General features: G+C 72.9%; 22 protein-coding genes. 12 read left to right on the top strand and 10 right to left on the bottom strand.

The window, feature by feature from the left end; genetic code table 11:
* Window positions 1-161 precede the first annotated feature (161 nt).
* The 3 genes from IG54_RS0103375 to IG54_RS0103365 all read right to left on the bottom strand — a co-directional run bounded on the left by IG54_RS0103375 (window position 162) and on the right by IG54_RS0103365 (window position 5,087).
* On the bottom strand, window positions 162-3,206 hold the full coding sequence (locus IG54_RS0103375; protein WP_030777091.1) for an AAA family ATPase: 3,045 nt from the start codon (window positions 3,204-3,206) through the stop codon (window positions 162-164).
* Window positions 3,203-4,366 (bottom strand): exonuclease SbcCD subunit D, encoded by a 1,164-nt coding sequence (locus IG54_RS0103370; RefSeq protein WP_030777089.1) that lies wholly within the window; start codon window positions 4,364-4,366, stop codon window positions 3,203-3,205. The genes IG54_RS0103375 and IG54_RS0103370 overlap by 4 nt, the downstream gene beginning before the upstream one ends.
* 94 nt (window positions 4,367-4,460) lie before the next feature.
* Window positions 4,461-5,087 carry a YigZ family protein gene (locus tag IG54_RS0103365; protein ID WP_030777085.1) on the bottom strand — a complete coding sequence of 209 codons (627 nt, stop codon included), beginning with the start codon at window positions 5,085-5,087 and terminating at the stop codon, window positions 4,461-4,463.
* A gap of 195 nt (window positions 5,088-5,282) precedes the next feature.
* On the opposite strand from IG54_RS0103365, the gene IG54_RS0103360 reads away from it, so the two are divergent.
* Window positions 5,283-5,960 (top strand): 4'-phosphopantetheinyl transferase superfamily protein, encoded by a 678-nt coding sequence (locus tag IG54_RS0103360; protein ID WP_030777083.1) that lies wholly within the window; start codon window positions 5,283-5,285, stop codon window positions 5,958-5,960.
* Here the strand turns inward: IG54_RS0103360 and IG54_RS0103355 are convergent.
* Window positions 5,935-7,569 (bottom strand): amidohydrolase, encoded by a 1,635-nt coding sequence (locus tag IG54_RS0103355; protein ID WP_030777082.1) that lies wholly within the window; start codon window positions 7,567-7,569, stop codon window positions 5,935-5,937. The two genes, IG54_RS0103360 and IG54_RS0103355, sit on opposite strands and share 26 nt — an antisense overlap.
* A 65-nt stretch (window positions 7,570-7,634) precedes the next feature.
* Window positions 7,635-9,101 carry an APC family permease gene (locus IG54_RS0103350; protein WP_030777079.1) on the bottom strand — a complete coding sequence of 489 codons (1,467 nt, stop codon included), beginning with the start codon at window positions 9,099-9,101 and terminating at the stop codon, window positions 7,635-7,637.
* 230 nt (window positions 9,102-9,331) lie between these two features.
* Between IG54_RS0103350 and IG54_RS0103345 the strand changes: the two genes are divergently transcribed.
* The 7 genes from IG54_RS0103345 to IG54_RS0103315 all read left to right on the top strand — a co-directional run bounded on the left by IG54_RS0103345 (window position 9,332) and on the right by IG54_RS0103315 (window position 15,443).
* On the top strand, window positions 9,332-9,940 hold the full coding sequence (locus tag IG54_RS0103345; protein ID WP_158708782.1) for a TetR/AcrR family transcriptional regulator: 609 nt from the start codon (window positions 9,332-9,334) through the stop codon (window positions 9,938-9,940).
* A gap of 393 nt (window positions 9,941-10,333) precedes the next feature.
* Window positions 10,334-10,444, top strand: coding sequence for a keywimysin-related RiPP (locus tag IG54_RS41170; protein WP_106976935.1), 111 nt, complete (start codon window positions 10,334-10,336; stop codon window positions 10,442-10,444).
* Between the two features lie 26 nt (window positions 10,445-10,470).
* Window positions 10,471-12,309, top strand: coding sequence for a lasso peptide isopeptide bond-forming cyclase (locus IG54_RS0103335; protein WP_030777075.1), 1,839 nt, complete (start codon window positions 10,471-10,473; stop codon window positions 12,307-12,309).
* Window positions 12,310-12,339: 30 nt separating this feature from the next.
* Entirely contained in the window at window positions 12,340-12,594 is a 255-nt protein-coding gene (locus IG54_RS0103330) for a lasso peptide biosynthesis PqqD family chaperone (protein WP_030777072.1), read from the top strand.
* Entirely contained in the window at window positions 12,591-13,043 is a 453-nt protein-coding gene (locus IG54_RS0103325) for a lasso peptide biosynthesis B2 protein (protein ID WP_030777069.1), read from the top strand. The genes IG54_RS0103330 and IG54_RS0103325 overlap by 4 nt, the downstream gene beginning before the upstream one ends.
* A gap of 95 nt (window positions 13,044-13,138) precedes the next feature.
* A complete protein-coding gene (locus IG54_RS0103320; RefSeq protein WP_051819233.1) occupies window positions 13,139-14,884 on the top strand; it encodes an ABC transporter ATP-binding protein in 1,746 nt (581 codons plus the stop codon).
* Between the two features lie 103 nt (window positions 14,885-14,987).
* Complete coding sequence (locus IG54_RS0103315; RefSeq protein WP_030777064.1) at window positions 14,988-15,443, top strand: tellurite resistance TerB family protein; 456 nt, start codon at window positions 14,988-14,990, stop codon at window positions 15,441-15,443.
* A 20-nt stretch (window positions 15,444-15,463) separates the two neighbouring features.
* Here IG54_RS0103315 and IG54_RS0103310 read toward each other — a convergent pair whose 3' ends face one another.
* Window positions 15,464-16,396 carry a M56 family metallopeptidase gene (locus tag IG54_RS0103310; protein ID WP_030777062.1) on the bottom strand — a complete coding sequence of 311 codons (933 nt, stop codon included), beginning with the start codon at window positions 16,394-16,396 and terminating at the stop codon, window positions 15,464-15,466.
* Window positions 16,397-16,419: 23 nt separating this feature from the next.
* On the bottom strand, window positions 16,420-16,827 hold the full coding sequence (locus IG54_RS0103305) for a BlaI/MecI/CopY family transcriptional regulator (protein ID WP_030777060.1): 408 nt from the start codon (window positions 16,825-16,827) through the stop codon (window positions 16,420-16,422).
* Window positions 16,828-16,976: 149 nt separating this feature from the next.
* On the opposite strand from IG54_RS0103305, the gene IG54_RS0103300 reads away from it, so the two are divergent.
* Both IG54_RS0103300 and IG54_RS0103295 read left to right on the top strand, forming a co-directional pair.
* Window positions 16,977-17,552: a TerD family protein gene (locus IG54_RS0103300; RefSeq protein ID WP_030777057.1), complete on the top strand. Its 576-nt coding sequence runs from the start codon at window positions 16,977-16,979 to the stop codon at window positions 17,550-17,552.
* 48 nt (window positions 17,553-17,600) lie between these two features.
* The gene (locus IG54_RS0103295; protein ID WP_030777055.1) at window positions 17,601-18,008 is read left to right on the top strand and encodes a CoA-binding protein; all 408 of its coding nucleotides are present in this window, start codon (window positions 17,601-17,603) and stop codon (window positions 18,006-18,008) included.
* On the opposite strand, the gene IG54_RS0103290 is transcribed toward IG54_RS0103295, so the two are convergent.
* The gene (locus IG54_RS0103290) at window positions 17,965-19,089 is read right to left on the bottom strand and encodes a PucR family transcriptional regulator (RefSeq protein WP_078593655.1); all 1,125 of its coding nucleotides are present in this window, start codon (window positions 19,087-19,089) and stop codon (window positions 17,965-17,967) included. The genes IG54_RS0103295 and IG54_RS0103290 overlap by 44 nt on opposite strands.
* A gap of 159 nt (window positions 19,090-19,248) precedes the next feature.
* Between IG54_RS0103290 and IG54_RS0103285 the strand changes: the two genes are divergently transcribed.
* Window positions 19,249-19,689, top strand: coding sequence for a nitroreductase family deazaflavin-dependent oxidoreductase (locus IG54_RS0103285; protein WP_030777051.1), 441 nt, complete (start codon window positions 19,249-19,251; stop codon window positions 19,687-19,689).
* A gap of 33 nt (window positions 19,690-19,722) precedes the next feature.
* Here the strand turns inward: IG54_RS0103285 and IG54_RS0103280 are convergent, their stop codons facing one another.
* The gene (locus tag IG54_RS0103280) at window positions 19,723-20,340 is read right to left on the bottom strand and encodes a CGNR zinc finger domain-containing protein (protein WP_030777048.1); all 618 of its coding nucleotides are present in this window, start codon (window positions 20,338-20,340) and stop codon (window positions 19,723-19,725) included.
* 65 nt (window positions 20,341-20,405) lie between these two features.
* The gene (locus tag IG54_RS0103275) at window positions 20,406-21,539 is read right to left on the bottom strand and encodes a 12-oxophytodienoate reductase (RefSeq protein ID WP_030777046.1); all 1,134 of its coding nucleotides are present in this window, start codon (window positions 21,537-21,539) and stop codon (window positions 20,406-20,408) included.
* Between the two features lie 175 nt (window positions 21,540-21,714).
* Between IG54_RS0103275 and IG54_RS0103270 the strand changes: the two genes are divergently transcribed.
* Entirely contained in the window at window positions 21,715-22,584 is an 870-nt protein-coding gene (locus tag IG54_RS0103270; protein WP_030777045.1) for an AAA family ATPase, read from the top strand.
* Window positions 22,585-22,594: the final 10 nt, after the last annotated feature.

The raw sequence follows: 22,594 nt of genomic DNA, 5'->3' as shown, positions 1-22,594 counted from the left end.
GCAGGATGGGAGCGGCGACCAACCAGACGAGCGGCAGGGCAGTGAACAGCAGGCAGCAGACCGGCCCCCTACTGCCGGAAGTGGGTGACTTTGCAGGCATATCGCGAAGGTAGACGGCGCTCACACCTCGCGCATGAGTAGCCGTACTCAGTTCTGAGCCCTCAGACCCCACCCCGCTGCCGTACGGACGATCCGCCCCGCCCCTTCACCACCTCCAGCTGCGCGTGCACGCGTCGCCGCAGGTCAGCGACGTGGCTGACGATTCCGACGCTGCGGTCGCGCTCGCGCAGGGAGTCCAGGACGTCGAGGACCTCGTCCAGGGTCTGGTCGTCCAGGCTGCCGAAGCCCTCGTCGATGAAGAGCGTGTCGAGGCGTACGCCGCCCGCCTCGTCCGTGACCACGTCGGCGAGGCCGAGCGCGAGTGCGAGGGAGGCGAAGAAGGTCTCGCCGCCCGAGAGCGTCGCCGTGTCGCGCTCGCGGCCGGTCCACGCGTCGACCACGTGCAGGCCGAGGCCGGAACGGCCGCGTCCCGTACGGTCGTCGGAGTGCACGAGGGTGTACCGCCCCGACGACATCCGTCGCAGCCGGACCGTCGCGGCAGCGGCCACCTGTTCGAGGCGGGCGGCCAGTACGTACGACTCCAGGCGCATCCTGCGTTCGTTGTCCGCCGAGGTGCCCGCGGTGAGGCCGGCCATCCGCGCCACCCGGTCGTACGCGGCGCGCAGTGGGGCCAGTCTGCGCGTCCCCTCGACGGTGCGGGCGGAGAGCCGGTCGAGTTCGGCGCAGCGCCGGGCCGCGGCGTCGCGCGCGGACGCGGCGGCCCGAAGGCGCCGCCCCGCGGTCTCGGCCTCGGCCCGCGCCGCCGGCAGGTCGGCGGGTGGCCGCCGCGCGGCGGCGGCCGTGTCCGGTTCGGCGAGGACGGCGCGCACCGCGGCCTCCTCGTTCCGCCAGGCGTCGATGCGGTGCTGGAGGTCGCGGTGCCGGGCGTCGTCGAGCAGGGCCTCGGCCGCGGCCACCGGCGTGTCGAACCCGGCGCGGAAAGCCGCGTCGGCGAGTCGCGCGTCCGCCGCCTTGAGGCGTTCGGCCGTCTCGTCCGCGGCGCGGGCGGCGTCCGCGGCCTCTGTGAGCAGGGCCGTCTGCCGCTCCAGCTGGGCGGCGCGGGCCGCGACGCTGCCGGTGGCCCCGCGCGCGTGGGCCAACTCCGCCTCCAGGGACTCCTGTTCGCGGTCGAGGGCCTCGCGCAGGGTGGCCCTCGATGCCGCGCGGCGTGCGGCCTCCTGCTGCTCGGCGACCCTGCGGTCGTACTCCCGCTCGGCCCGCGCGAGCGCCTCGCGGGCGGCGTGCAGCCCGGAGGCCCGGTCGCGTGCTTCGGCGTGGGAGCGGCGCAGCTCCTCTACCGCCGCGGAGAGTTCATCGACGGCCGGGTCGGTGTTCCCCGGCTCGTCCGCCCCCGTGCCACTGCCTCGTGCGGCCGCTGTCGCCGCCGCCAGCGAGGCCTGTACGTCGCTCAGTTCGCGCTCGGCGGCCGTGCGGGACTCCAGCGCCGCGCGGTGGGCGGCGAGCGCTTCCTCCTCCGCGCCGCGGTCCACGTGCCCGGCGGTCTTGCGGGTGGGGTCGGGGTGTTCCGTCGCCCCGCACACCGCGCACGGTTCGCCGTCCGTCAGGTGCGCGGCGAGTTCGGCCGCGATGCCGGTGAGGCGCTGTTCCTTGAGGGCGAGCCAGTCTTCGTGCGTACTGGTGGCGTGCTCGCGGGCCGTCAGGGCCCGGTCCTGTGCCGCCGCCGCGTCCTGGACGAGCCGGTCGCGGCGGCGGGCCGCGTCCAGCCGGGTCCGGGCAGGTTCGAGGCGCCCCGCGAGCCGCTCGGCGCGGGTCGCGGCCTCCTGGGCGGATTCGATGCGCTCCTGGAGGGCGCCCCGTGTGGTCTCCCAGCTCTCCAGCCAGCCCGCCGCGTCTCGCGAGATCTCGTCGTCGGCGCGCTCCTGTCGGCCCAGGGCGGCGCGCTCGGCGGTGATATCGGTGAGCCGCTGCTCGGCGCGCCGGGCCGCTCCCAGGCCGCCCAGCTCCTCGGCGGCCTTGCGCGCGGCGGCGGCGAGATTGGACGCCCCCGCGGACTCGAAGGTCTCGGGGAGGCGGCCACGCGCGCGTGCCTCCTCCTGCGCGGCCCTGCGGTGCTCCGCCTCGGCAGCGTCGCGCAGCCCGAGTGCGGGGGCGACCTTCTCGGCCTTGCGCGCCCGCTCCAGGCGCTGCTCGCACTCCCGCTGCTCCTCCGCGCGCGCGTGGAGCCGCGCGGCGCGCTCCTGTGCCTCGGCGAACCGGCTCTGGAGCCGGTCGAGTTCGCGTACGTCACCGAGTCGGCGCTCCGCGGCGGCCTGCGCCGATTCGGCGGCGGTGAGCGCGCAGTGCGCGATGTCGAGGCGTTCGCGCGCTCCCGCGCGGGCGACGGCGGCCCAGGTGAGGACCTCGGTGGCGAGGCCCGGGTCGCCGGGCGCGAGGTCGGGAAGGGGCAGTTCGGCGTCCCGGCCGTCGTCCGCCGCGGCCTGCTGCATGCGGTGGGCGTCGGCGAGGAGCGCCGCGTCGCCGTCCTTGACCTCGGCCTCTGTGGTGCGCCGCTGCTCGGCGAGGCGCTGTTCGACGGCGGCGAACCTACGGGTGTCGAAGAGGCGCCCGAGCAGCTTGCCCCGCGCCTCCGCGTCCGCGCGCAGGAAGCGCGCGAAGTCGCCCTGGGGAAGCAGTACGACCTGGCAGAACTGCTCCTTGCTCATGCCGAGCAGTTGGCTGATCTCCTCGCCGATCTCCTGGTGGGAGCGGCTCAGGTCCTTCCAGCCGCCTTCCGGAGTGCTCTCGCGGAGCCAGCTCTGCGCCTTCTCCGTGGTCGTGCCCGTGCCGCGCTTCTTGGGGCGTGCCCAGGGTGGCTGGCGGGTGATCTCCAAACGGCGCCCGGCGACGGTCAGTTCGAGGCTCACCTCGGTGCGCGTGCCCTGCGGGGCGTGGTCGCTGCGGAGCGTCATGCCCTGCCCGCTGCCCTGGCGTGCCCCGGGCACCGATCCGTACAGGGCGTAGCAGACGGCGTCGAGGACGGAGGTCTTGCCCGCGCCGGTCGGGCCGTGCAGCAGGAAGATCCCGGCGGCGGAGAGGTCGTCGAAGTCGATGTCCTGGGTGGTGCCGAAGGGCCCGAAGGCGGTGATCCGGAGCCGGTGGAGTCTCATCGGGCGACCTCGTGCAGGGTGTCGTCGACGCGGACCGCGTCGAGGGCGGAGCGCAGCACCGCCTGCTCGTGCGCGTCGGGCCCGGCACCGCGCACATGGGCCACGAAGTCCTCGGCGACCTGCTGGTCGCTGCGGCCCTGGAGGCGCTGGGCGTACGAGACGTCCGGGTCCTCCGGTGCCCGGGCGGGGTCGAAGACGAGGCTGAGCGTGTGCGGGAAGCGCTCGCAGAGGCGGGCCATGGGGTCGTCGGGGCGGACCGCGTCGGTGAGGGTGGCCTCGACCCACGCCTCCTCGTGGCGGGCGAGGCCGGGGTCGTCGAGGAGTTCGTCGAGGGTGCCGCGGATGCGGGCGAGCGCGCGCGGTACCGGGCAGTCGACGCGCTCGGCCTCGATCTTGCCCTCGGGTCCGAGGTCGACGAGCCACATGCTCTTGCGGTGGTCGGCTTCGGAGAAGGAGTACGGCAGCGGGGAGCCGGAGTAGCGCACGCGCGCGGTGAGCGTCTGGCTGCCGTGCAGGTGACCGAGCGCCGCGTAGTCGACGCCCTCGAAGACCGCGGCGGGGACCGCGGCGACCCCGCCGACGGTGATGTCCCGCTCGCTGTCGCTGATCTGCCCGCCGCTGACGAAGGCGTGGGCGAGGACGACGGAACGGGTGCCCCGCGCGCGGGTGGCGAGGTCGGCGCGCACCCGGTCCATGGCGGCCCCGATGACCGCCTCGTGCCCTGCCTTGGCCACCGCGAACTCCTCCTTGACCAGAGCGGGTTCGAGGTAGGGCAGGCCGTAGAAGGCCACGTCCCCGTGGTCGTCGGCGAGGATGACGGGCTCCGCGCAGGCGGCGGGGTCGGTGCGCAGGTGGATGCCCGCGCGGCCGATGAGGCCCGCGCCGACGCCGAGGCGGCGTGCCGAGTCGTGGTTCCCGGAGATCATCACCGTCGGCACGCCGAGGTCCGCGAGCCGGTGCAGGGCGTCGTCGAACAGCTCGACCGCGGCGAGCGGCGGCACCGCCCTGTCGTACACGTCCCCGGCCACCAGGACGGCGTCGACCTCGCGCTCGCGGGCGGTCGCCACCAGGTGAGCGATGAACGCGGCCTGGGCGTCCAGCATGTTCACGCGGTGGAACGAGCGGCCCAGATGCCAGTCGGACGTGTGCAGCAGCCTCATGATCCCCGAGACTAACGGGCGGGTCGGACATCACGGGCGGCTCCTTCCGTAACCGCCGCCGTCCTGGGCCCCGGCCGCGCGGGGGCGGCGCGCGTCAGGCGTCGCCGTACGCCTCTCCTCCCAGCTCCAACACCGCGCTGCCCGCGGTGGCGTCGGCCAGCCAGCCCCGGAAGGCGTCCACGTCGGCGTCCGGGAGGCCGATCTCGATGGTGACCGCGTCGCCGTAACGAACGTCACGCACCGCACGGCCGGCCGCCCGAAGATCGTTCTGGACCTTGCCCGCCCGCTGGTGGTCGACGGTGACGGTGGCGAGGCGGAAGCGGCGGCGGGTGACGGTGCCGAGAGCGTCGAGTGCCTCGCCGACCGCGCCTCCGTACGCACGGATGAGTCCGCCCGCGCCGAGCTTGACGCCTCCGTAGTAGCGGGTCACGACCGCGGCGACGTACCGCATGTCGCGGCGGGTGAGCATCTGGAGCATCGGGACGCCCGCGGTGCCGCCGGGCTCGCCGTCGTCACTGGCCTTCTGGATCGCCGCGTCGGCCCCGATGACGTACGCGAAGCAGTTGTGGCTGGCCGTCGGGTGCTCCTTGCGGATGCGCGCGACGAAGTCCTGGGCCTCCCGCTCGGTGGCCGCGGGTGCCAGGGCGCACAGGAAGCGCGAGCGGTTGACCTCGGTCTCGTGCACGCCCTCGCGGGCCACTGTGCGGTATTCGTCCTGCATCTGACCAGCGTAGGCGCTGCGTGGGGGCCGTCCGCAGCCGGGAGCGGAACCGGGTGCGGGGGCCGTCCGCAGCCGGGAGCGGAGCCGGGTGGCGCAGGTCACTGTCCACGCGCGCGTGCCGTGCGCCGGGTACGGTGATCCCTCGTGACGTCACCCTCGATACCCGTGCCCCAAGTGCCGGAAGCCTCCGGCCCCTTGGTCTCCTTGCTGGCCGCCGTGCCGGTCACCGTCGTCGAGACCCATCACGACCCGGCCGACGCCGTGCTCTTCCCGGAGGAGGAGGCGGTGGTGGCGAACGCGGTGGCCAAGCGGCGCGACGAGTTCACCACCGTGCGGCACTGCGCCCGCGCCGCGCTCGGCCGCATCGGCGTACCGCCCGCCCCGATCCTGCCGGGCCAGCGGGGCGCGCCCCGCTGGCCGGCCGGCGTCGTCGGGAGCATGACGCACTGCGACGGGTACCGCGCGGCGGTCGTGGCGCGGGCCGGTGAGGTGACCTCGCTCGGCATCGACGCGGAGCCCGCCGCGCCGCTGCGCGACCCGGACGTCCTGAAGATGATCGCCGACGAGACGGAGCGGGCGGCGCTCGCCGCACTCGGCGCCCGGTACCCGGACACGCCCTGGGACCGGCTGCTGTTCAGCGCCAAGGAGTCCGTCTACAAGACGTGGTTCCCGCTCACCGGGCGCTGGCTCGGCTTCGAGGAGGCCCGGGTGGAGCTGGACCCGGACGGGACGTTCTCCGCGCGGCTGCTCGTGGAGGGGCCCGTGGTGGAGGGCGTCGAACTGAAGGTGTTCTCGGGGCAGTGGATCGTGCGCGCGGGGGTGGCCGCCACGGCCATCGTCCTGCCGGTCACCGCGCCCGCGGCGCACGCGTAGCCGCCGCCCGGTACGTGGGGCGGCCTCCCAGCCAGGTGCCCAGCACGCGCGCGTGGCGGATCGCCATGGGGTCGACGGCGCGCGGGTCGGCGGAGAGCAGGACCAGGTCGGCGGGGGCGCCCGGCGCGAGGTGCAGCCGGTCGTCCGCGCCCGCCTGGTGGGCGACCCCGGTGGTGGCCGCCGTGAGTGCCTGTTCGACGGTGAGCCGCTGGTGGGGGATCCAGCCCTCTTCCGGCTCCCCCGTGAACGTGCGCCTGGTGACGGCCACTTGGATTCCTTCCAGCGGTACGTGCGAACTGACGGGCCAGTCGCTGCCGAAGGACAGGCGGACGCCGTCCCGCGCCAGCTCGCCCATGGGGTACTGGAGGGCCGCCCGGCGCGCGCCGATCCGCGGTACGGACAGCTCGGTCTGGAGCGGGTCGGGCTGCGCCCAGAGGGGTTCGAAGTTGGCGATGACGCCGAGGGGTGCGAACCGGGGCAGGTCGGCGGGGTCGACCACCTGTACGTGAGTGATGACCGGGCGCCGGTCCCAGGCGGGATTGGCGTCGATCGCGGACTCGATCGCGTCGAGCGAGGCGCGTACGCCCGCGTCACCGATCGCGTGGATGTGCGTCCGGAAGCCCAGGGCGTCGAAGGCCCGCACCGCGTCGGCGAGCGCTCGGGGCTCCCACACGGGCATGCCGCAGCTGTGGGGCGCGTCCAGATAGGGGGCGAGCATGGCGGCGGTGCCGCCCTCGACGACGCCGTCGCTGAAGAACTTCACCGTCCGCGCGGTCAGCAGCTCGCCGCCCTCCGCGGCCACTCGCGCGCGTGTCTCGGCGAACGGCTTGAGCTGCGCGCGCCAGCGGTCGGGGTCCGCGCGCTGGGCGAGGTCGACGCGGAAGGCCAGGGCGTCACGCCGGGCGGCGGCGAGATAGGCGTCCGCCATCTCCGGTTCGACCCAGGCGTCCTGGACCCAGGTGATGCCCGCGCGCGCGTACGCGTGCCCGGCGCGGCGCACCGCCTCGACGAGGTCGTCCGTCGCGCGCGAGGGGACCTGGTCGAGCACGAGGTCGCAGGCGTGCCATTCGCGCAGCGTCCCCAGAGGGGTGCCGTCGGGGCGGCGCACGATCCGGCCGAGGCGCGGCTCCGGGGTCCGCTCGCTCACCCCGGCCCGGCGCAGCGCCTCGGTGTTGCACCAGACGGTGTGGTAGTCGTGGGCGCGCAGCACGACGGGCCGGTCGGGTACCGCCGCGTCCAGCCAGCGGGCGTCGAACTCCCCGTCGGGCGCGAGCGCGGGGTCGTAGGAGGCGCCGACGATCCACTCGGCCCGCGGGTGCTCCTCGGCCCATCGCGCGACTTCGGAGACGACCGCCGCGATGGACGCGAGTTCCTTGATCTGTGGTCCGAAGCTCTCCAGACCGCCGAGGAGCGGGTGGGCGTGACCGTCTCCGAAGGCGGCCATCAGCAGCCCGTCCCCGATGTCGACGACCTCGTCGGCGGTGGTGACGAGGGCGCGGGCCTCGTCGCCGAGCGCGAGGACCTTGCCGTCGCGCACGGCGAGCGCCGTGGCGTCGTGGCCGGGGTGGCTGCCGGTGCGGGTGGGGCCGAGGAAGACCAGGGTCGTCACGTCTTCTCCTTGCTCGCGTTCGCTCGGGCCGGGGGGACCGGGGTGGGCCGGGGTGGGCCGGGGGTTCAGACGTGCTCGCCGTCCACCGTCGTCAGCCGCTCGTACGCGACCGGATCGCGCGTCTTCATACGAAGGGCCAGCGCGGCGCCGATGACGAACAGCGCCGGCAGCGGGATGATCAGGGCCGTGTTCACGCCTGCGGAGGCGCCGGTGAGCAGGTCGAGGTGGGCGCAGACGAGGACGATCATGACGGCGAGGCCCGCGCAGGCGAGCAACGGGGCGACGACCACCCGCCACGCTGGCAGGGCGCGCCGGTCGCGGCGGAAGAACCCGTACACGGCGAGGGCGGCGAGGGCCTGCATGAGCATCACGCCGAGGATGCCGGAGCCGCTGCTCCACAGGAACGTGACGGTGTACGGATCGGCCCCGCTGACCACCGTCACGACGATCACGGTGAGCGCCAGGGCCGACTGCGTGACGACCGCCGCGGCCGGGGCCCGTGTCTTCACGGAGACGGTGCCGAGGCGGCCCGGGAGGAGGCCCTCCCTGCCGAGCGCGTAGAAGTAGCGGGCGGCTCCGTTGTGGAAGGCGAGCGTGGCGGCGAAGGCACTGGTGATGATCAGTACGTGCATGGAGTCGGCGGCCCAGGCTCCGCTGAACCGCTCGGTGGCGGAGAACACCATGTCGGCGCCGCCCTTGCCGTCCGCGACCGCCTGGGCGCGATCACTGCCGTACGCGTTGATGATCATCCAGACGGTGAAGGTGTAGAAGAGCGCGAGGAACGCCACGGCGATGTAGGTGGCGCGCGGCACGGTCCGCTCCGGTCGCCGCGCCTCCTCCGCGTAGATCGCGGTCGCCTCGAAGCCGACGAAGGCGCCGATGGCGAGGACGAACATGCCGCCGACCCCGGACTCGCCGAGATGGGCGGGCGACAGCGCCCCGAGGTCGAGGCCGCGCGGACCGCCGCCGTGCGCGAGGACGCCAGCTTCGAAGACGAGCAGCACCAGCACTTCGAGGACCAGGGCGGCGCCGAGGACCTTGGCGCTGAGGGTGACTTTGAGATAGCCGAGCACGCCGATGGCGCCCAGCCCGGCCAACGCCCAGATCCACCAGGGCACATGGACTGCGGTGAGGTCCTCGAAGCCCGATTCCGTGAACCATCCGAAGGCGGCGAGCAGGCCCACCTCGATCGCGTTGTACGAGAAGAGCGCGACGTACGCGGATCCGGCTCCCGTCGGGCGGCCGAGCCCCCTGCCGATGTACGCGTAGAAAGCGCCGGCGTTGCGCACGTACCGGCTCATGGCCGTGAACCCGGCGGCGAAGACGATCAGCAGCAGCCCCGAGAGGAGATAGCCGAGCGGCGCCGCGGGTCCCGCCATGCCGATGGCCAGCGGGGCCACGCCCGCCATGACCGTGAGCGGGGCCGCGGCCGCCACGACGAAGAAGACCAGATCGCCGGTGCCGACGGCCGCGTCGCTCAGACCCTGGGGGGTGGCGGTGGGTGGCGGTAAGGGGGAAGTGGGTGCGGTCACGCGCGTGCTCCCGGGGTCGAAAGCGCCGACGGGGGTGGAATCGCCGAGAAAACTAAACCCTTTAGTCCGGGCTGGCAGGACCGTACTCTGCGAGGGAAGTGCCTGGGAAGAGGTCACGGGAGAAGAGGGCGCGGGCAGAGGGCATGGGAAGAGGTCGCGAAGGGGCGGGCAGGGGGCGCCCGAGCAGGCCGGTGCTGAGCGCCGACCTGATCGCGCGAGAGGCGCTTGCCATGATCGACACCGCGGGCGCCGGCGCGTTCAGCCTGCCGCGGCTCGCCGGCCGGCTCGGTGTGCGGGCCGCCTCGCTGTACAACCACGTGGACGGCCGCGCCGCCGTCATCGAGAGCGTGCGGCGCCTGGTCGTCGAGGAGATCGACGTCTCCGTGTTCGCCGTGCTGCCCTGGCCCGACGCGGTGGCCGCGTGGGCGCGCTCGTACCGCGACGCGTTCGCGCGCCACCCGCGGGCCATCGATCTCCTCGTCACGACGACGATCGGTTCCCCGGCGATGCTCGCGATGTACGAGTCGGTGGTGGAGGCGCTGGCCCGCGGTGGCTGGCCGTCCGAGCGTCTGGTGACGGTCCTGACGAGCGTGGAGTCCTTCGTGCTCGGCTCCGCGCTCGACCTCGTCGCGCCCCCGCCGATGATCGACCCCTCGGGACAAGGGCCCCGGGTCCCGGCTCTCACTGCCGCCCTGCACGCCACGCACCAGCACGAGCACGACAAGGCGGCGCGTGCCGAGCAGGCGTTCGACGCGGGCCTCGACGCGTTGTTGCGCGGGCTCGTGGCGCAGCTCGCGGAAGTTCGCACCTCCGCCGCGGAGCCCCGGCGACCGAGGTGACGGAAAAAGATGGAGCGCGAACAAAGGAGCCGAATGCGCCCCGGCGGCGCCCCCCGGCCGTGGGCCCTCCCCATGTCCGCGGCAGGACCGTCCACCGGCCTTTGGTGTGCAGGTCGAAACGTTTTTTGACCTTGTTCGTACATGCGTTGTCGGATCGTGCGGCACCCCTGACGAAACCCACAAGTAGCAATGTGGCCACACAGCCGCATATGCGTTGTTCGTATTGTCGTACTTTCTGTCTTGGTCTTGCCGTGCGTTCCGGCTGTGCAGCTATTTGGTAGCTGCGACCACGTCCTCACCCGGGGTTCCCGATGAGCCCCGGATCGGCCGACGGAGCCCTCGCGCACCGTCGACCAGGGAAGCGGCCGCCCATCCTCTACCTGAGGAGAAGTCATGAAGAAGGCCTACGAAGCGCCGGGACTCGTCCGGCTCGGGACGTTCCGGAAGAAGACCGGGCTGCTGCGGCGCTCCGGCAACGACCGACTCATCCTGAGCAAGAACTGACGACCGACGGTCCCTGACCCGACGTCATGACTGAACTGCACGAGAGTGCGGGGACGGGCCCCGGCGACGCGCACTTCACGGTCTTCAGTGACCGTGCGGACGCGGCCGCCGTGGCCCGGTCCCTCGCCCACCCCGGAACGCGGACCCTCAAGCACCCCTCGGGCCGACCGTGGCTGGTCGGTCACTGGGACGACCAGGAGATCGTCACGGCGAGCGCCGGCCGCACCGCCCTGGCCGTCATCGGCTGCTGCCCCGTGGACACCACCGAACTGGAGGCCCGAGCAGGACGGTTGCGCGACCTGGCCGAACTGGACGCGCTGGCCCGCTCCCTGCCCGGCAGCTTCCACCTCGTCGCCGCTATGGACCAGCAACTCCGGGTGCAGGGCACCGCGTCCGGCCTCCGACTGGTCTTCCACGCCGCCGTGGACGGAGTGCGCGTGGCCGCCACCCGCGCCGACGTCCTCGCCGCCGCCCTCGGCCACGATCCCGACGAGGAGCAGCTCGCCGTCGGGCTGCTGTGGCCGGTTCCCTATCCACTCTTCGAAACGTCCCACTGGCGGGCCGTCACCGCGGTTCCACCGCAGGACGCGCTGATCGTCGCCGCGGACGGCCGAACCGCACGCCACTCGCGCTGGTGGAGCCCGCCCGAACCCGTCCGTACGCTCGCCGACGGCGCCCCGCTGGTCCGCGAGGCCCTCACCACGGCCGTCGACGCCCGCACCCGGCAAGGCGGTGTGGTCAGTTGCGACCTGTCGGGGGGCCTGGACTCGACCTCCATCTGCTTCCTGGCCGACCGGTCCCCCGCCAAGGTGGTGGCCAGCACCTGGCCGGGGCGCGATCCGGCCGACACCGATCTGCACTGGGCCGAGCGGGCGGCGAAACACCTGCCGGATGTCGAGCACGTGGTGTGGGAGGCGGACGCCTCACCTCTGGTCTACGACGGTCTCCTTGACATCGATGACCTGCTGGACGAGCCGACCATCGGCGTCATGGACCGTTCGCGGGTGCTGCACCATCTGCCGGGAATGGCGGAGCGGGGCAGCCGACTGCACATCACGGGTATCGGCGGCGATCATGTGGCCTGGTGCTCCGAGGCGTACTACCACCGACTCGCGCGCACGGAACCGCTGTTCGCACTGCGGCAGCTGCGTGGCTTCCGGGCCCTGTGGCAGTGGCCGCTCGGTGCCACGGTCCGGGCGCTGGCCGAATCCCGCTCGTACGGGAGGTTCCTCGCCGATGCCGCCGGTCACCTTCGCGACCCGCTCCCCGACTCGGTCACCACCAGTCTCGCCTGGGGGATGCCGCCGCGGCTGTTCGACTGGGTGACGCCCGACGCCGAACGCGTCGTCCAGCGGGCGCTGCGGGAGGCCGCCGCGGCGGTCACGCCGCTGCACCCGGACCGCGGTATGCACACCGACCTGGAAGCGATCCGGTCCTGCACGCGCGTCATCCGCCAATGGGACCGCATGGCGGCCCGCGCCGGCGTGCCGATGGCGTCGCCGTTCCTCGACGACCGCGTCATCGAGGCGTGCCTCGCGATCCGGCCGCAGGAACGCGTCACGCCCTGGTCGTACAAGCCCGTCCTCACCGCCGCGATGCGCGGCATCGTGCCCGAGGAGTGTCTGCGGCGCACCACCAAGGCGGCGGCCGCCATGGACGCCGCCGACGGACTGCGCAGGCACCGCGCCGACCTGCTGGCCCTGTGGGAGGACTCCAGGCTGGAACAGCTCGGCCTGGTCGACGGTGACGCGCTGCGCCGCCTCGCGCAGCGGCCCTCCGCGCCCGGGCTGCGCGACGCGATCCTCTACTCCACCATCGCCGCCGAAGTGTGGCTGCGGGGCCTCTCCCCCGCCCGTACCCGATAAGCCGCCCCCGGAGAAAGGCAGTTACCAGCTATGGCACTGCGGTTCGGCCCCGATGTCTCCACCGCGGAGACCGACTACGGCACAGTTCTGCTGGACCAGCGCAGCGGCGACTACTGGGAGCTGAATCCCACCGGCACCCTGGTCGTGAAGACCCTCCTCGACGGTGGCGAGGAGGCGGCGGCCGTCGACGCGCTCGTCACGGAGTTCGACATCGACCGGGCCCGCGCCACACAGGACGTCACGGCTCTCGTGCGGGAACTGCGGGAGTCGGGACTGGCCTCATGACGACACCGAGCGCCCTGGAACGGCCCGCGGGCGTTCCCTTCACCCGGCGTCTGGCCGCCCGGCTCGTGCTGCTGCCCGCCGTCGTGCTCTCCTCGCTGTCGCCGCGCCGGATCCGCGCCGTCCTCGATGTCGTACGCCGCGGAGCCGCCCCGGCCACCGCCGCGCAGGCGAAGAGCGCGCGGGACGCGATGTGCGCGGTCAGCCTGCTCTGCGCCGGTCCGAAAGGCTGTCTGCCCCGCTCGTTGGGCGCCGCCCTGCTGTGCCGGCTGACGGGCAGTTGGCCCACGTGGTGCACGGGGGCGAGCGTGGTGCCTCCCTTCAACGCGCACGCGTGGATCGAGGCGGAGGGCCGGCCCATCGGCGAGGACGCGCCCGACGACTACTTCGCACGGCTGCTCACGGTGGAGCCCCGGACCGCGAAGCGCCGACCCCACCAGTCCCGCCCATGACGGACTCCCGGACGCAGGGGCCGGATCGGTCACCACAGGAGCCGGACCGGCCGCCACAGGAACCGGATCGTTCGACCCGGGCGGCGGTCGCCACCATGTACCGGCTCACCACAGGACACCGGCCCTCCATCCTCGTGGCCACCGTGCTGACCCTCGTCGGCTCCGTGCTCGGGCTCGCCCAGCCCCTCGTCGCCAAGCAGATCGTGGACGCGGGCGACCGGGGGCGGCCGTTCTGGCCCCTGCTGATCCTCCTGGCCGTGCTGTTCATCAGCGAAGCCGCCACCGGCGCGATGGGCCGCTTCGTCCTGGAACGCATGGGCGAAAGGGTCGTACGGCAGCTCCGCCACGGCCTCGTCGCACGACTGCTGCGGCTGGAGATGCGGGAGTACGACCACCATCGCACCGGCGACCTGATCTCCCGCGTGACCACCGACACCACCCTGCTCAGGGAAGTGGTCTCCCAAGCCCTGGTCGACCTCGTCACGGGAGCCCTCGTCGCCGCCGGAGCGATCGCCCTGATGATGTGGATCGACCCGCTGCTGCTCGTCCTGGTCGCCCTGACCGTGGCCACCGCCGCCGCGGTCGTGGCCTCGCTGCTGAAGGGCATCCGCGCCGCCTCCGAGCACATGCAGAGTTCCGTCGGCGCGATCGCCGCCGACCTCGAGCGCGCGCTCGGCGCCCTGCCCATGGTCCGCGTCCACCGTGCCGAGGACCGCGAGGCGCGGCGCGTCGGCGAACGCATCGACTCCGCCCACGACGCGGGGGTACGGGCCGCGAAGCTCGCGTCCGTGATGAGCCCGGCGGTCGAGCTGGCGGTCCAGGGTTCCTTCCTGCTCGTCCTGGTCATCGGCGGCCTGCGGGTCGCCGGCCACGCCAACTCCCTCGGCGACCTCGTGGCCTTCCTGCTGTACGCCTCCTACCTCGTCCTGCCCCTGTCGTCGGTCTTCCGCGCCGTCGGTCTGATCCAGCGCGGCATGGGCGCCTACCAGCGCATCGAACAGGCCCTGGATCTCCCCGTGGAGCCCGCGCACCCCGGCAGCCCGGCGGTACGGGCGCGCACGTGCGAGGCGCCCACGCACGCCCCTTCGCACGAGGAGCCCGCCCTCGCTCTGCGGGACCTCACCTTCGGCTACACCCCCGGCCGGCCGGTGCTGCGCGGCGTCACCTTCCCTGTCCCCCACCGGAGTCAGACGGCCCTGGTCGGCCGGTCGGGTGCGGGGAAGAGCACGGTGTTCGCTCTGGTGGCCAGGTTCTACGAACCGGACTCCGGAGTACTCCTCTTCGACGGGCGGCCCGCCACCGAACTGACCCGCGCGGAATGCCGCGAGCGGATCGCCGTGGTCGATCAGAACACCCACGTCGTCCACGGCACCCTGCGCGACAACATCACCTACGCCGTACCCGACGCCAGCGACGCCGAGGTGCGGCGCGTCATCGAACTCGCGCAACTCGACGACGTCGTACGGCGGTTGCCGGGCGGTCTGGCCGGTCTGCTCGGCGACCGCGGCAACACCCTCTCGGGGGGCGAGCGCCAGCGCGTCGCCCTGGCCCGCGCCCTGCTCGCCCGCCCCGGACTGCTCCTGCTCGACGAGCCGACCTCCCACCTCGACGCGATCAACGAGACCGCCCTCACCACGGTGATGAAGGACGTCGCGCGTGAATGCGCCCTGCTGGTGATCGCGCACCGGCTCTCCACCGTGCAGCACGCCGACCAGATCGTCGTCCTCGACGGCGGTCGCGCCACCGCTCGCGGAGGTCACGAGGAACTGCTCTCCCACAGCCCGCTGTACCGCGAACTGGCGGCCGGTCAGATGCTCCAGCCCGGCGCCGGGCAAGGGTGAACCCGCCACCCGGGCCTGTCACCGCCCTGGTGTAGTTTCTACAGCAGTGTAGTTTCTACACCGCTGTAGAAACTGATTTATCGATACGTGTATGGAGTTCTCCATGGCCCTGTGGGACCGCGTCAAGGAATCCGCATCGACGATGCAGACCCAGCTGATGGCGAAGAAGAACGATCTCAAGAGCGGCGCCTTCCGCGACGCGAGCATGGCCATGTGCGCCCTGGTGGCGGCCGCCGACGGCACGGTGGACCCGTCCGAGCGCCACCGCGTGGCCCAGCTCATCGGCTCGAACGAGGTGTTGCAGAACTTCCCGGCGGACGACCTGCGCCGCCGCTTCGACGCCTATGTCGACAAGCTGACCGCCGACTTCGCCTTCGGCAAGGTGAGCGTCCTCCAGGAGGTCGCCAAGGCGAAGAAGAAGCCCGCGGAGGCCCGCGCGGTCATCCAGATAGGCATCGTCATCGGCGGCGCCGACGGCGACTTCGACAAGGACGAGCAGGCCGTGGTGCGCGAAGCGTGCTTCGCGCTCGAACTGCCCCCGCACGAGTTCGACCTATAGGAGCCACTGCGTACAGCCGTTCAGAGCGGCGTGGCAGCGCGCAGGATGAGGACCATCGTGACCGCGGAGTTCGCCGAGGACATCGCGGACACGACGGTGCCGAACGCCGCGCACCACAGGGCGAGTCCCACCGCCGTGAACAGGGAGGGGCGCGTGCGGGCCGCGGGCGGCGGGGCGAGCAGCGCGGCGACGCGGCGCGGCACGGGGCCCGGCGCGGCGAACCCCGCGAGGGCCGGCGCGGGCGCGCCCCGCGAGACGAGGGCGGCCTTGCCGATCGCGCGGGCGACGGTCCGCCGGTCCCGCACGGCCCGCGCCGCCTCCTCGTCGGCCCACCGTTCCGCGGTGAAGGCCACCGAGGTGCGCAGCGGCCGCAGGAACGGATTGGCGCGGGCCGCCAACCGCGTGACCAGCAGGTGCCGGTGGTGGCGCGCGGCCAGATGGGCCCGCTCGTGCGCGAACAGCGCGCGCCGCTCCGGGGCCGCGAGCCGGGCCAGCATGCCGGTGGTGACCACGACACGGCCGCCGCGGCGCGAGGGCAGGGCGTAGGCGTACGACACGTCGTCGGGCAGCACGGCGACGGACGTGCCGGGCAGGCCTTCGAGGGCGCGGTGGCCCCGGCGCCGTACGCGCGCGTGCCGCCACAGGGTGCGCGCGCACGCGGCGCACACGGCGAGCAGCGCGGGAATGGCGGCCCTCCCCGCGATCTCGTCGTAGGGCACGGCGGCCCGCACCTCGGGGTCGGACCAGCCGTCGGGCAGGGGGTTGCCCGGCAGCTGGGCGGTGCCGACGACCATGAGCAGCGCCAGGCAGAGCGTGCTGCACACGGCCATCACCCCGGCGACGGCGGTGAGCACGCGCGTGGCGGTACGCGGATGGAGATGCTGTTCGGCGAGGCGGGCGACCGGCCAGGCGGTCAGCGGCAGCACGAGCGGCAGGAAGACGAAGACGCCCATCAGGCGGTAGCTCCCATCGGGTGTCAGTCGTCCGTCTCGGCGCCCGCCCGCCCGAGCAGCTCCCGCAGGAGCTGCTCGTCGTCGGCGGTGAGCGTCGTGACGAAGCTGGCGAGGACCGCCTCCCGGTCGCTCTCGCCGTCGAGCACCTTGCGCATGCGGAACGCGGCGAGCCCCGCCTCGTCCGAGGCCGGCGTCCACGCGAAGGACCGGCCCGCGCGCTCCCGGGTCACCACGTTCTTCGCGAGGAGGCGGGTCAGGATCGTCATCACGGTCGTGTAGGCGAGGTCGCCGCCGATCCGCTCCTGCACCCAGGCGGCGCCGACCGGGCCGCGGGCGGCGTGCAGCGCGGCGAGCACCTGCTGCTCCAGCTCGCCCTGCGCGCGGCGGCGCAGCCTCTGCGGGCGCTCCTCGCGCTTGTCGTGATGCTCCATGCCGGGGCTCCCTCCAGCCTCTTCGCGCTCCTCGGCGGCCGGGAGCGCCATATCGTAACGGGCCCGGACCACCCCGCCAGCTTCTACATTCCTGTAGATTCTACGGAGCTATCACCCGGAACGCGTAACTCGGACCTCAGGAGGACATCGTGGGAGTTTCCCTGGCCAAGGGCGGCAACGTCTCACTCAGCAAGGAGGCCCCGGGCCTGACCGCCGTACTGGTCGGTCTGGGCTGGGACGTGCGCACCACGACGGGCACGGACTACGACCTGGATGCCAGCGCGCTGCTCTGCGACGACTCCGGCAAGGTCGTCTCCGACCAGCACTTCATCTTCTACAACAACCTGACGAGTCCGGACGGTTCGGTCGAGCACACCGGCGACAACCTCACCGGTGAGGGCGAGGGCGACGACGAGGCCGTGAAGGTGAACCTCGCGCAGGTGCCCGCCCAGATCACGAAGATCGTCTTCCCGGTGTCGATCCACGACGCCGAGAACCGCGGCCAGAGCTTCGGCCAGGTCCGCAACGCCTTCATCCGCGTGGTGAACCAGGCGGACGGCGTCGAGATCGCGCGCTACGACCTCTCCGAGGACGCGTCGACGGAGACCGCCATGGTCTTCGGCGAGCTGTACCGCCACGGCGCCGAGTGGAAATTCCGCGCGGTCGGCCAGGGTTATGCCAGTGGACTGCGGGGCATCGCGACGGACTTCGGCGTGAACGTCTGACCCGCGGCCCCTGACGGCATCCGGCCGCGAACCCCGAGGAGGCAGGTCATGTACGGCGACCAGGAGACGGTGCGCAAGATCCTGACGGAGCTGGGCGACACCTGGGCGGTCGTGGGCCTGTCCGGCAATCGCGACCGGCCGGCGTACGGCGTCGCGGCCGTCCTGCAAAGCTTCGGCAAGCGTGTCGTGCCGATCCATCCCAAGGCCGAGACGGTCCACGGCGAGCAGGGGTATCCGTCCCTGTCCGCCGTGCCGTTCGAGGTCGATGTGGTCGATGTGTTCGTCAACAGCGGCCTGGCGGGCCAGGTCGCCGACGAGGCGGTCGCGGCCGGCGCGCGGGCCGTGTGGTTCCAGCTCGGCGTCATCGACGAGGCGACGTACGAACGGACGCGCGCGGCGGGTCTGGACATGGTCATGGACCGCTGCCCGGCGATCGAGATTCCGCGGCTGGGCTGAGGTCGGGGCGGCCGTGCCCCCAGAACCGCTTCGAGGGCCAGTCGAGCAGGCGCGCGCCGATCACCGCGGTCTGAAGGGTGTAACGGTGCACGGGGTCCGAGGGGTTGGCGCCGGTGAGCTTGTGGATGCGTTCCAGCCGGTAGGTCAGGGCGCGCACGCTCAGCGCGAGACGGCGGGCGGCCTCCGCGGCCACGCACCCCGAGTCGAAGTACGCGGCGAGCGTGTCGATGAGCGGCTGCGCTCCGCCGCGGGCCCGCTCCAGCGGGCCGAGCGTGTTGAGCACGAGGTCGGCCATGGCCTGGCGGTCGCGGGTCAGGACGGGGTAGACGAGCAGGTCGGCCGCGTGCAGCACGGGGTCGTCGAGCTCCAGGCGCTCCGCGAGGTCCAGGGCGTTGAGCGCTTCCTCGTACGACTGGACGACGCCGCCGGGGCCGGGCTGCGGGCGGCCGATGGCGACGCGGCCGCCGTCGGTGGCGGCGTAGGCATGCTTGGCGAAGAAGGCCAGGACCTCGTCCTGGTCGCCCGGGGCGATGCACACCAGGCGGCCGTCCTTGGTGGTGAGCAGGATGCTGCGGTCGCCGAACCGGCCGATCAGGGCCCGCTCGACCTTACGGGGGACCGCGTGCCCCTCCTCGTATCCGTTCGGGCCCTCGGCGACGGCGACGGCGTGTTCGAAGGAGAGGCGCAGCCCGAAGCGTTCCGCGCGTTCGGCGAGCAGGCCGAGGTCGCTGCGTCCGTAGAGCAAATCGTCGATGAACTCGCGCCGGGCCGCCTCCTCCTGGCGGACGGCCAGGCGCTGGGCGCGTTCGTAGCCCTCGGCGAAGGCGTCCACGGCCTGTTCGGCGGCGGCCAGCGCGCTGTCGACGGAGAGCGCCCGCTCGGCGGGCCAGTGGGCGCGGGTCGCCGCGAGGTGGGCGCCGATCAGGGCCCTGAGGCCGAGGCCGGCCTCGGCGGCCCGCTCCCCCAGCACGCGCCGCGACGCCAGTTCGTCGCGGGTGAGCCGCCGCCCTGTCGAGGAGGCGGCGGCGAGGATATGGGCGTAGCCGTCGAGATACTCCTGCGGTATGTCCTGCCCCGCCATGCCGCACCTGCCGCCTCGATGAACCTTGATACCGATGGACCTCGATACGGATGAACCTTGATACCGATGGACCGTTGATGCCTTTTTAACGCATGGCTGGTGTGGGCAATCCGGGCGGGGGGCGGGAACAATCGGTCGGCACGCGTCGTTGTACAGGTCATGCCTCTGACTGGAGAGTACGAGCCCGGTACATGGGATTGGTCGAGCAAGCAGGTCGACCTCTACGAGAGTTCCGGCGGCACGGACGGCACGACCCTGCGGGGCAAGCCCGTCATCGTGCTGACGTCGGTCGGCGCCAGGAGCGGGAAGCTCCGCAAGAACCCCCTGATGCGCGTCGAGCACGAAGGGGAGTACGCGGTAGTGGCGTCCAAGGGCGGCGACCCCGCGCACCCGTCCTGGTACCACAACCTCGTCGCCCAGCCGCATGTCGAGCTTCAGGACGGCCCGGTGAAGAAGGACTACCGCGCGCGCGTCGCCACCGGTGAGGAGCGGCGCGTCTGGTGGGAGCGGGCGGTCGCGGTATGGCCCGACTACGACGACTACCAGAAGAAGACGACCCGCGAGATCCCCCTGTTCGTCCTGACGCCCATCGAGTCCTGAGCGCCTTCAGGAGGCCTCCTGGCGCAGGTCGCGTCAGGTCTCCTGTTCGCGGCGGCGGGCCCGGTAGGCCCGCAGGTTCGCCGCGTTCCCGCATGTCTTGACGTCGTGCCAGACTCCGCTGTTGTTGCGGGAGCGGTCGTAGAACGCGACCCGGCAGAGCGGGTTGCGGCAGGTCTTGAGGCGGCGCGCCGTGTCGGCGCGCCGCCCGTCGTACGCCGCCGCGAGGGCCAGTGCGACCAGGTGGCGCCAGCCGGTGCCGCACGGCTCCAGGCGTACGACACCGTCCTCACCGAGCCGCAGCGCCGCCTCACCGGAGTACGCCACGCCCGGCCCGAGCGCCCCGGCCCCCTCACCGCTCTCCTGGCTCCGCCCCTCCCCCTGCCGCGCGACGAGCTTCCCCAGCGTCTCGCGGAACGTCCGCAGTTCGCGCAGCCCCTCGGCGTCGAGGGTGAGGTGCGGCGCGGGCAGTCCGGTCGCCGCCGCCCACTCAACGGCGGCCTCGTGCGCCCATGCCCGCGCCTCGGCGAGGCCGTCGAGCAGGTCGGGGTGCGGGGGTGTACCGGCGGCGACGGTGTTGAGCAGGTCCTGGACGAGTCCGAGGCCGCCGGGCGCGGGCTCCAGGCGGTAGCGCGCGGTCGCGGGCCAGGTCATGGCGGATCACTCTCCGGGGTTCGAAAGGGCCGACCCACTCTTTCACGCCAGGTCCCGCGCCCCTCTCACACCAGGGCGTCGAGGCGTGCGGCGTCGTACGGCACCGCCTCGTCCAACCGGCCGGTGAGCGCCTTGGCGGGCCACTCGGGGTCGGCGACCAGCGCGCGGGCGACGGCGACGACGTCGAACTCGTCGCGCTCCAGCCGGTCCAGGAGCGGATCGATACCGGTGACGCCGGAGCGCTGGGTGCGCCCGGGCGCCCCGGCGAACTGCTGGTCGAGCCCGACGGAGCCCACGGTGATCGACGGCTTGCCGGTGAGCTTCTTCGCCCAGCCCGCGAGGTTCAGATCGCTGCCGTCGAACTCGGGGAGCCAGTAGCGCCGCGTCGAGGCGTGGAAGGCGTCCACGCCCGCCGCCGCGAGGGGTGCGAGCAAATGCTCCAGTTCGGCGGGGTTCTCGGCGAGGCGGGCGTCGTAGTGGTCGGTCTTCCACTGCGAGAGGCGCAGGACGACCGGGAAGCCGGGTGAGACCGCCGCGCGTACGGCGGCGACGACCTCGGCGGCGAACCGGGCACGGGAGGCGTGGTCCCCGCCGTAGGCGTCGCCGCGGGTATTGGTGCCGTGCCACAGGAAGGCGTCGATCAGATAGCCGTGGGCGCCGTGCAGTTCGACGCCGTCGAAGCCGATGCGCTCGGCGGTGGCGGCGGCCTCCGCGAAGGCCTCCACGACCGCGTCGATGTCGTCGAGCGTCATGGCCCTGCCGTGCGGACGGCCGTCGAGGCCGATCCCCGAAGGACCCTCGGCGGGGACGCCGAGCGGCGGGACGGTGTCGGTGCGGACCACGCCCGTATGCCACAGCTGGGGCATGATGCGGCCGCCCGCCTCGTGCACCCGCTCGGCCACCCGCGCCCAGCCGGCCAGGGCCCTCTCGCCGTGGAAGTGCGGCACCCGGTCGTACGCCGCAGCCGCGTCCCGTCCTATGTAGGTGCCCTCCGTGACGATCAGGCCGGCGCCTCCCGCCGCCCGCCGCGCGTAGTACGCGGCGACGTCCTCGCCCGGCACGCCGCCCGGTGAGAAGCGCCGGGTCACCGCGGCCATCGCGATGCGGTTGCGCAGCGTCAGATCGCCGAGGGTGAGGGGCCGGCCCAGGAGGCGTGCGGCGCGGGACCGGTAACCGTGGGCGCTGCTCGGACGGGTCATGACAGGCTCCTCTGCTCTTGATCACAAGATCGATGAAATAAGCGTAACCCATTTACCTCTGTCGCTCGCGCGGGGTCGGCATCGCTTCCCGGGCAGCAGCGACCCTGGACGTGACGTGCGCCCCAAACCGCCGCCGCGTGTTGTGGGCGGCGGCCGGAACTGATCAGGTACCTCCATGACGACCGGGTACTTCACATCCGTCGACGACGTCGCGGCCCGCTTGGCCGAGACCGGGTATCTGGCCTCGCCCGCGGTCGCCACGACCGTCTTCCTGGCCGACCGGCTCGGCAAGCCACTGCTGGTGGAGGGCCCCGCGGGCGTCGGCAAGACGGAGTTGGCGAAGGCCGTCGCCCAGGTCACGGGCGCGCGCCTCGTCCGGCTCCAGTGCTACGAGGGCGTCGACGAGTCCCGCGCGCTCTACGAGTGGAACCACGCCAAGCAGTTGCTCCGCATCACCGCCGGGCGCGACGAGTCGTGGGACGAGACGCGCACGGACATCTTCAGCGAGGAGTTCCTGCTCTCCCGCCCGCTGCTCACGGCGATCCGCGGCGGTGATCCGAAGGTGCTCCTGATCGACGAGACGGACAAGGCGGACGTCGAGGTGGAGGGCCTGCTCCTCGAAGTCCTCAGCGACTTCCAGGTCACGGTCCCGGAGCTGGGCACGATCAGCGCGGAGCGCCGCCCGTTCGTGGTCCTCACCTCCAACGCGAGCCGGGAACTGTCCGAGGCGCTGCGCCGCCGCTGCCTCTTCCTCCATATCGGCTTCCCCGATGAGGAGTTGGAGCGCCGCATCGTCCGGATGAAGGTGCCGGGCCTGGACGAGGCGCTCGCCGATTCGGTGGTGCGGGTGGTGGGCGCGTTGCGCGCCATGGACCTGCGGAAGGCGCCCTCGGTCGCCGAGACCGTCGACTGGGCGCGCACCCTGCTCGCGCTCGGCGCCGACACCCTGGACGAGACGGTCGTACGCGACAGCCTCGGCGTCCTCCTCAAGCACCAGGACGATGTGCTGAAGGCGGTCGCGAAGCTGGATCTGGACGCCGTGTGACGTCGCTTCC

Source organism: Streptomyces sp. NRRL S-920, from assembly GCF_000717945.1.
Lineage (GTDB): Bacteria > Actinomycetota > Actinomycetes > Streptomycetales > Streptomycetaceae > Streptomyces > Streptomyces alboniger.
Note: the sequence above shows the minus strand (reverse complement) of the source record. Positions and strands in the feature narration are given on the sequence as shown.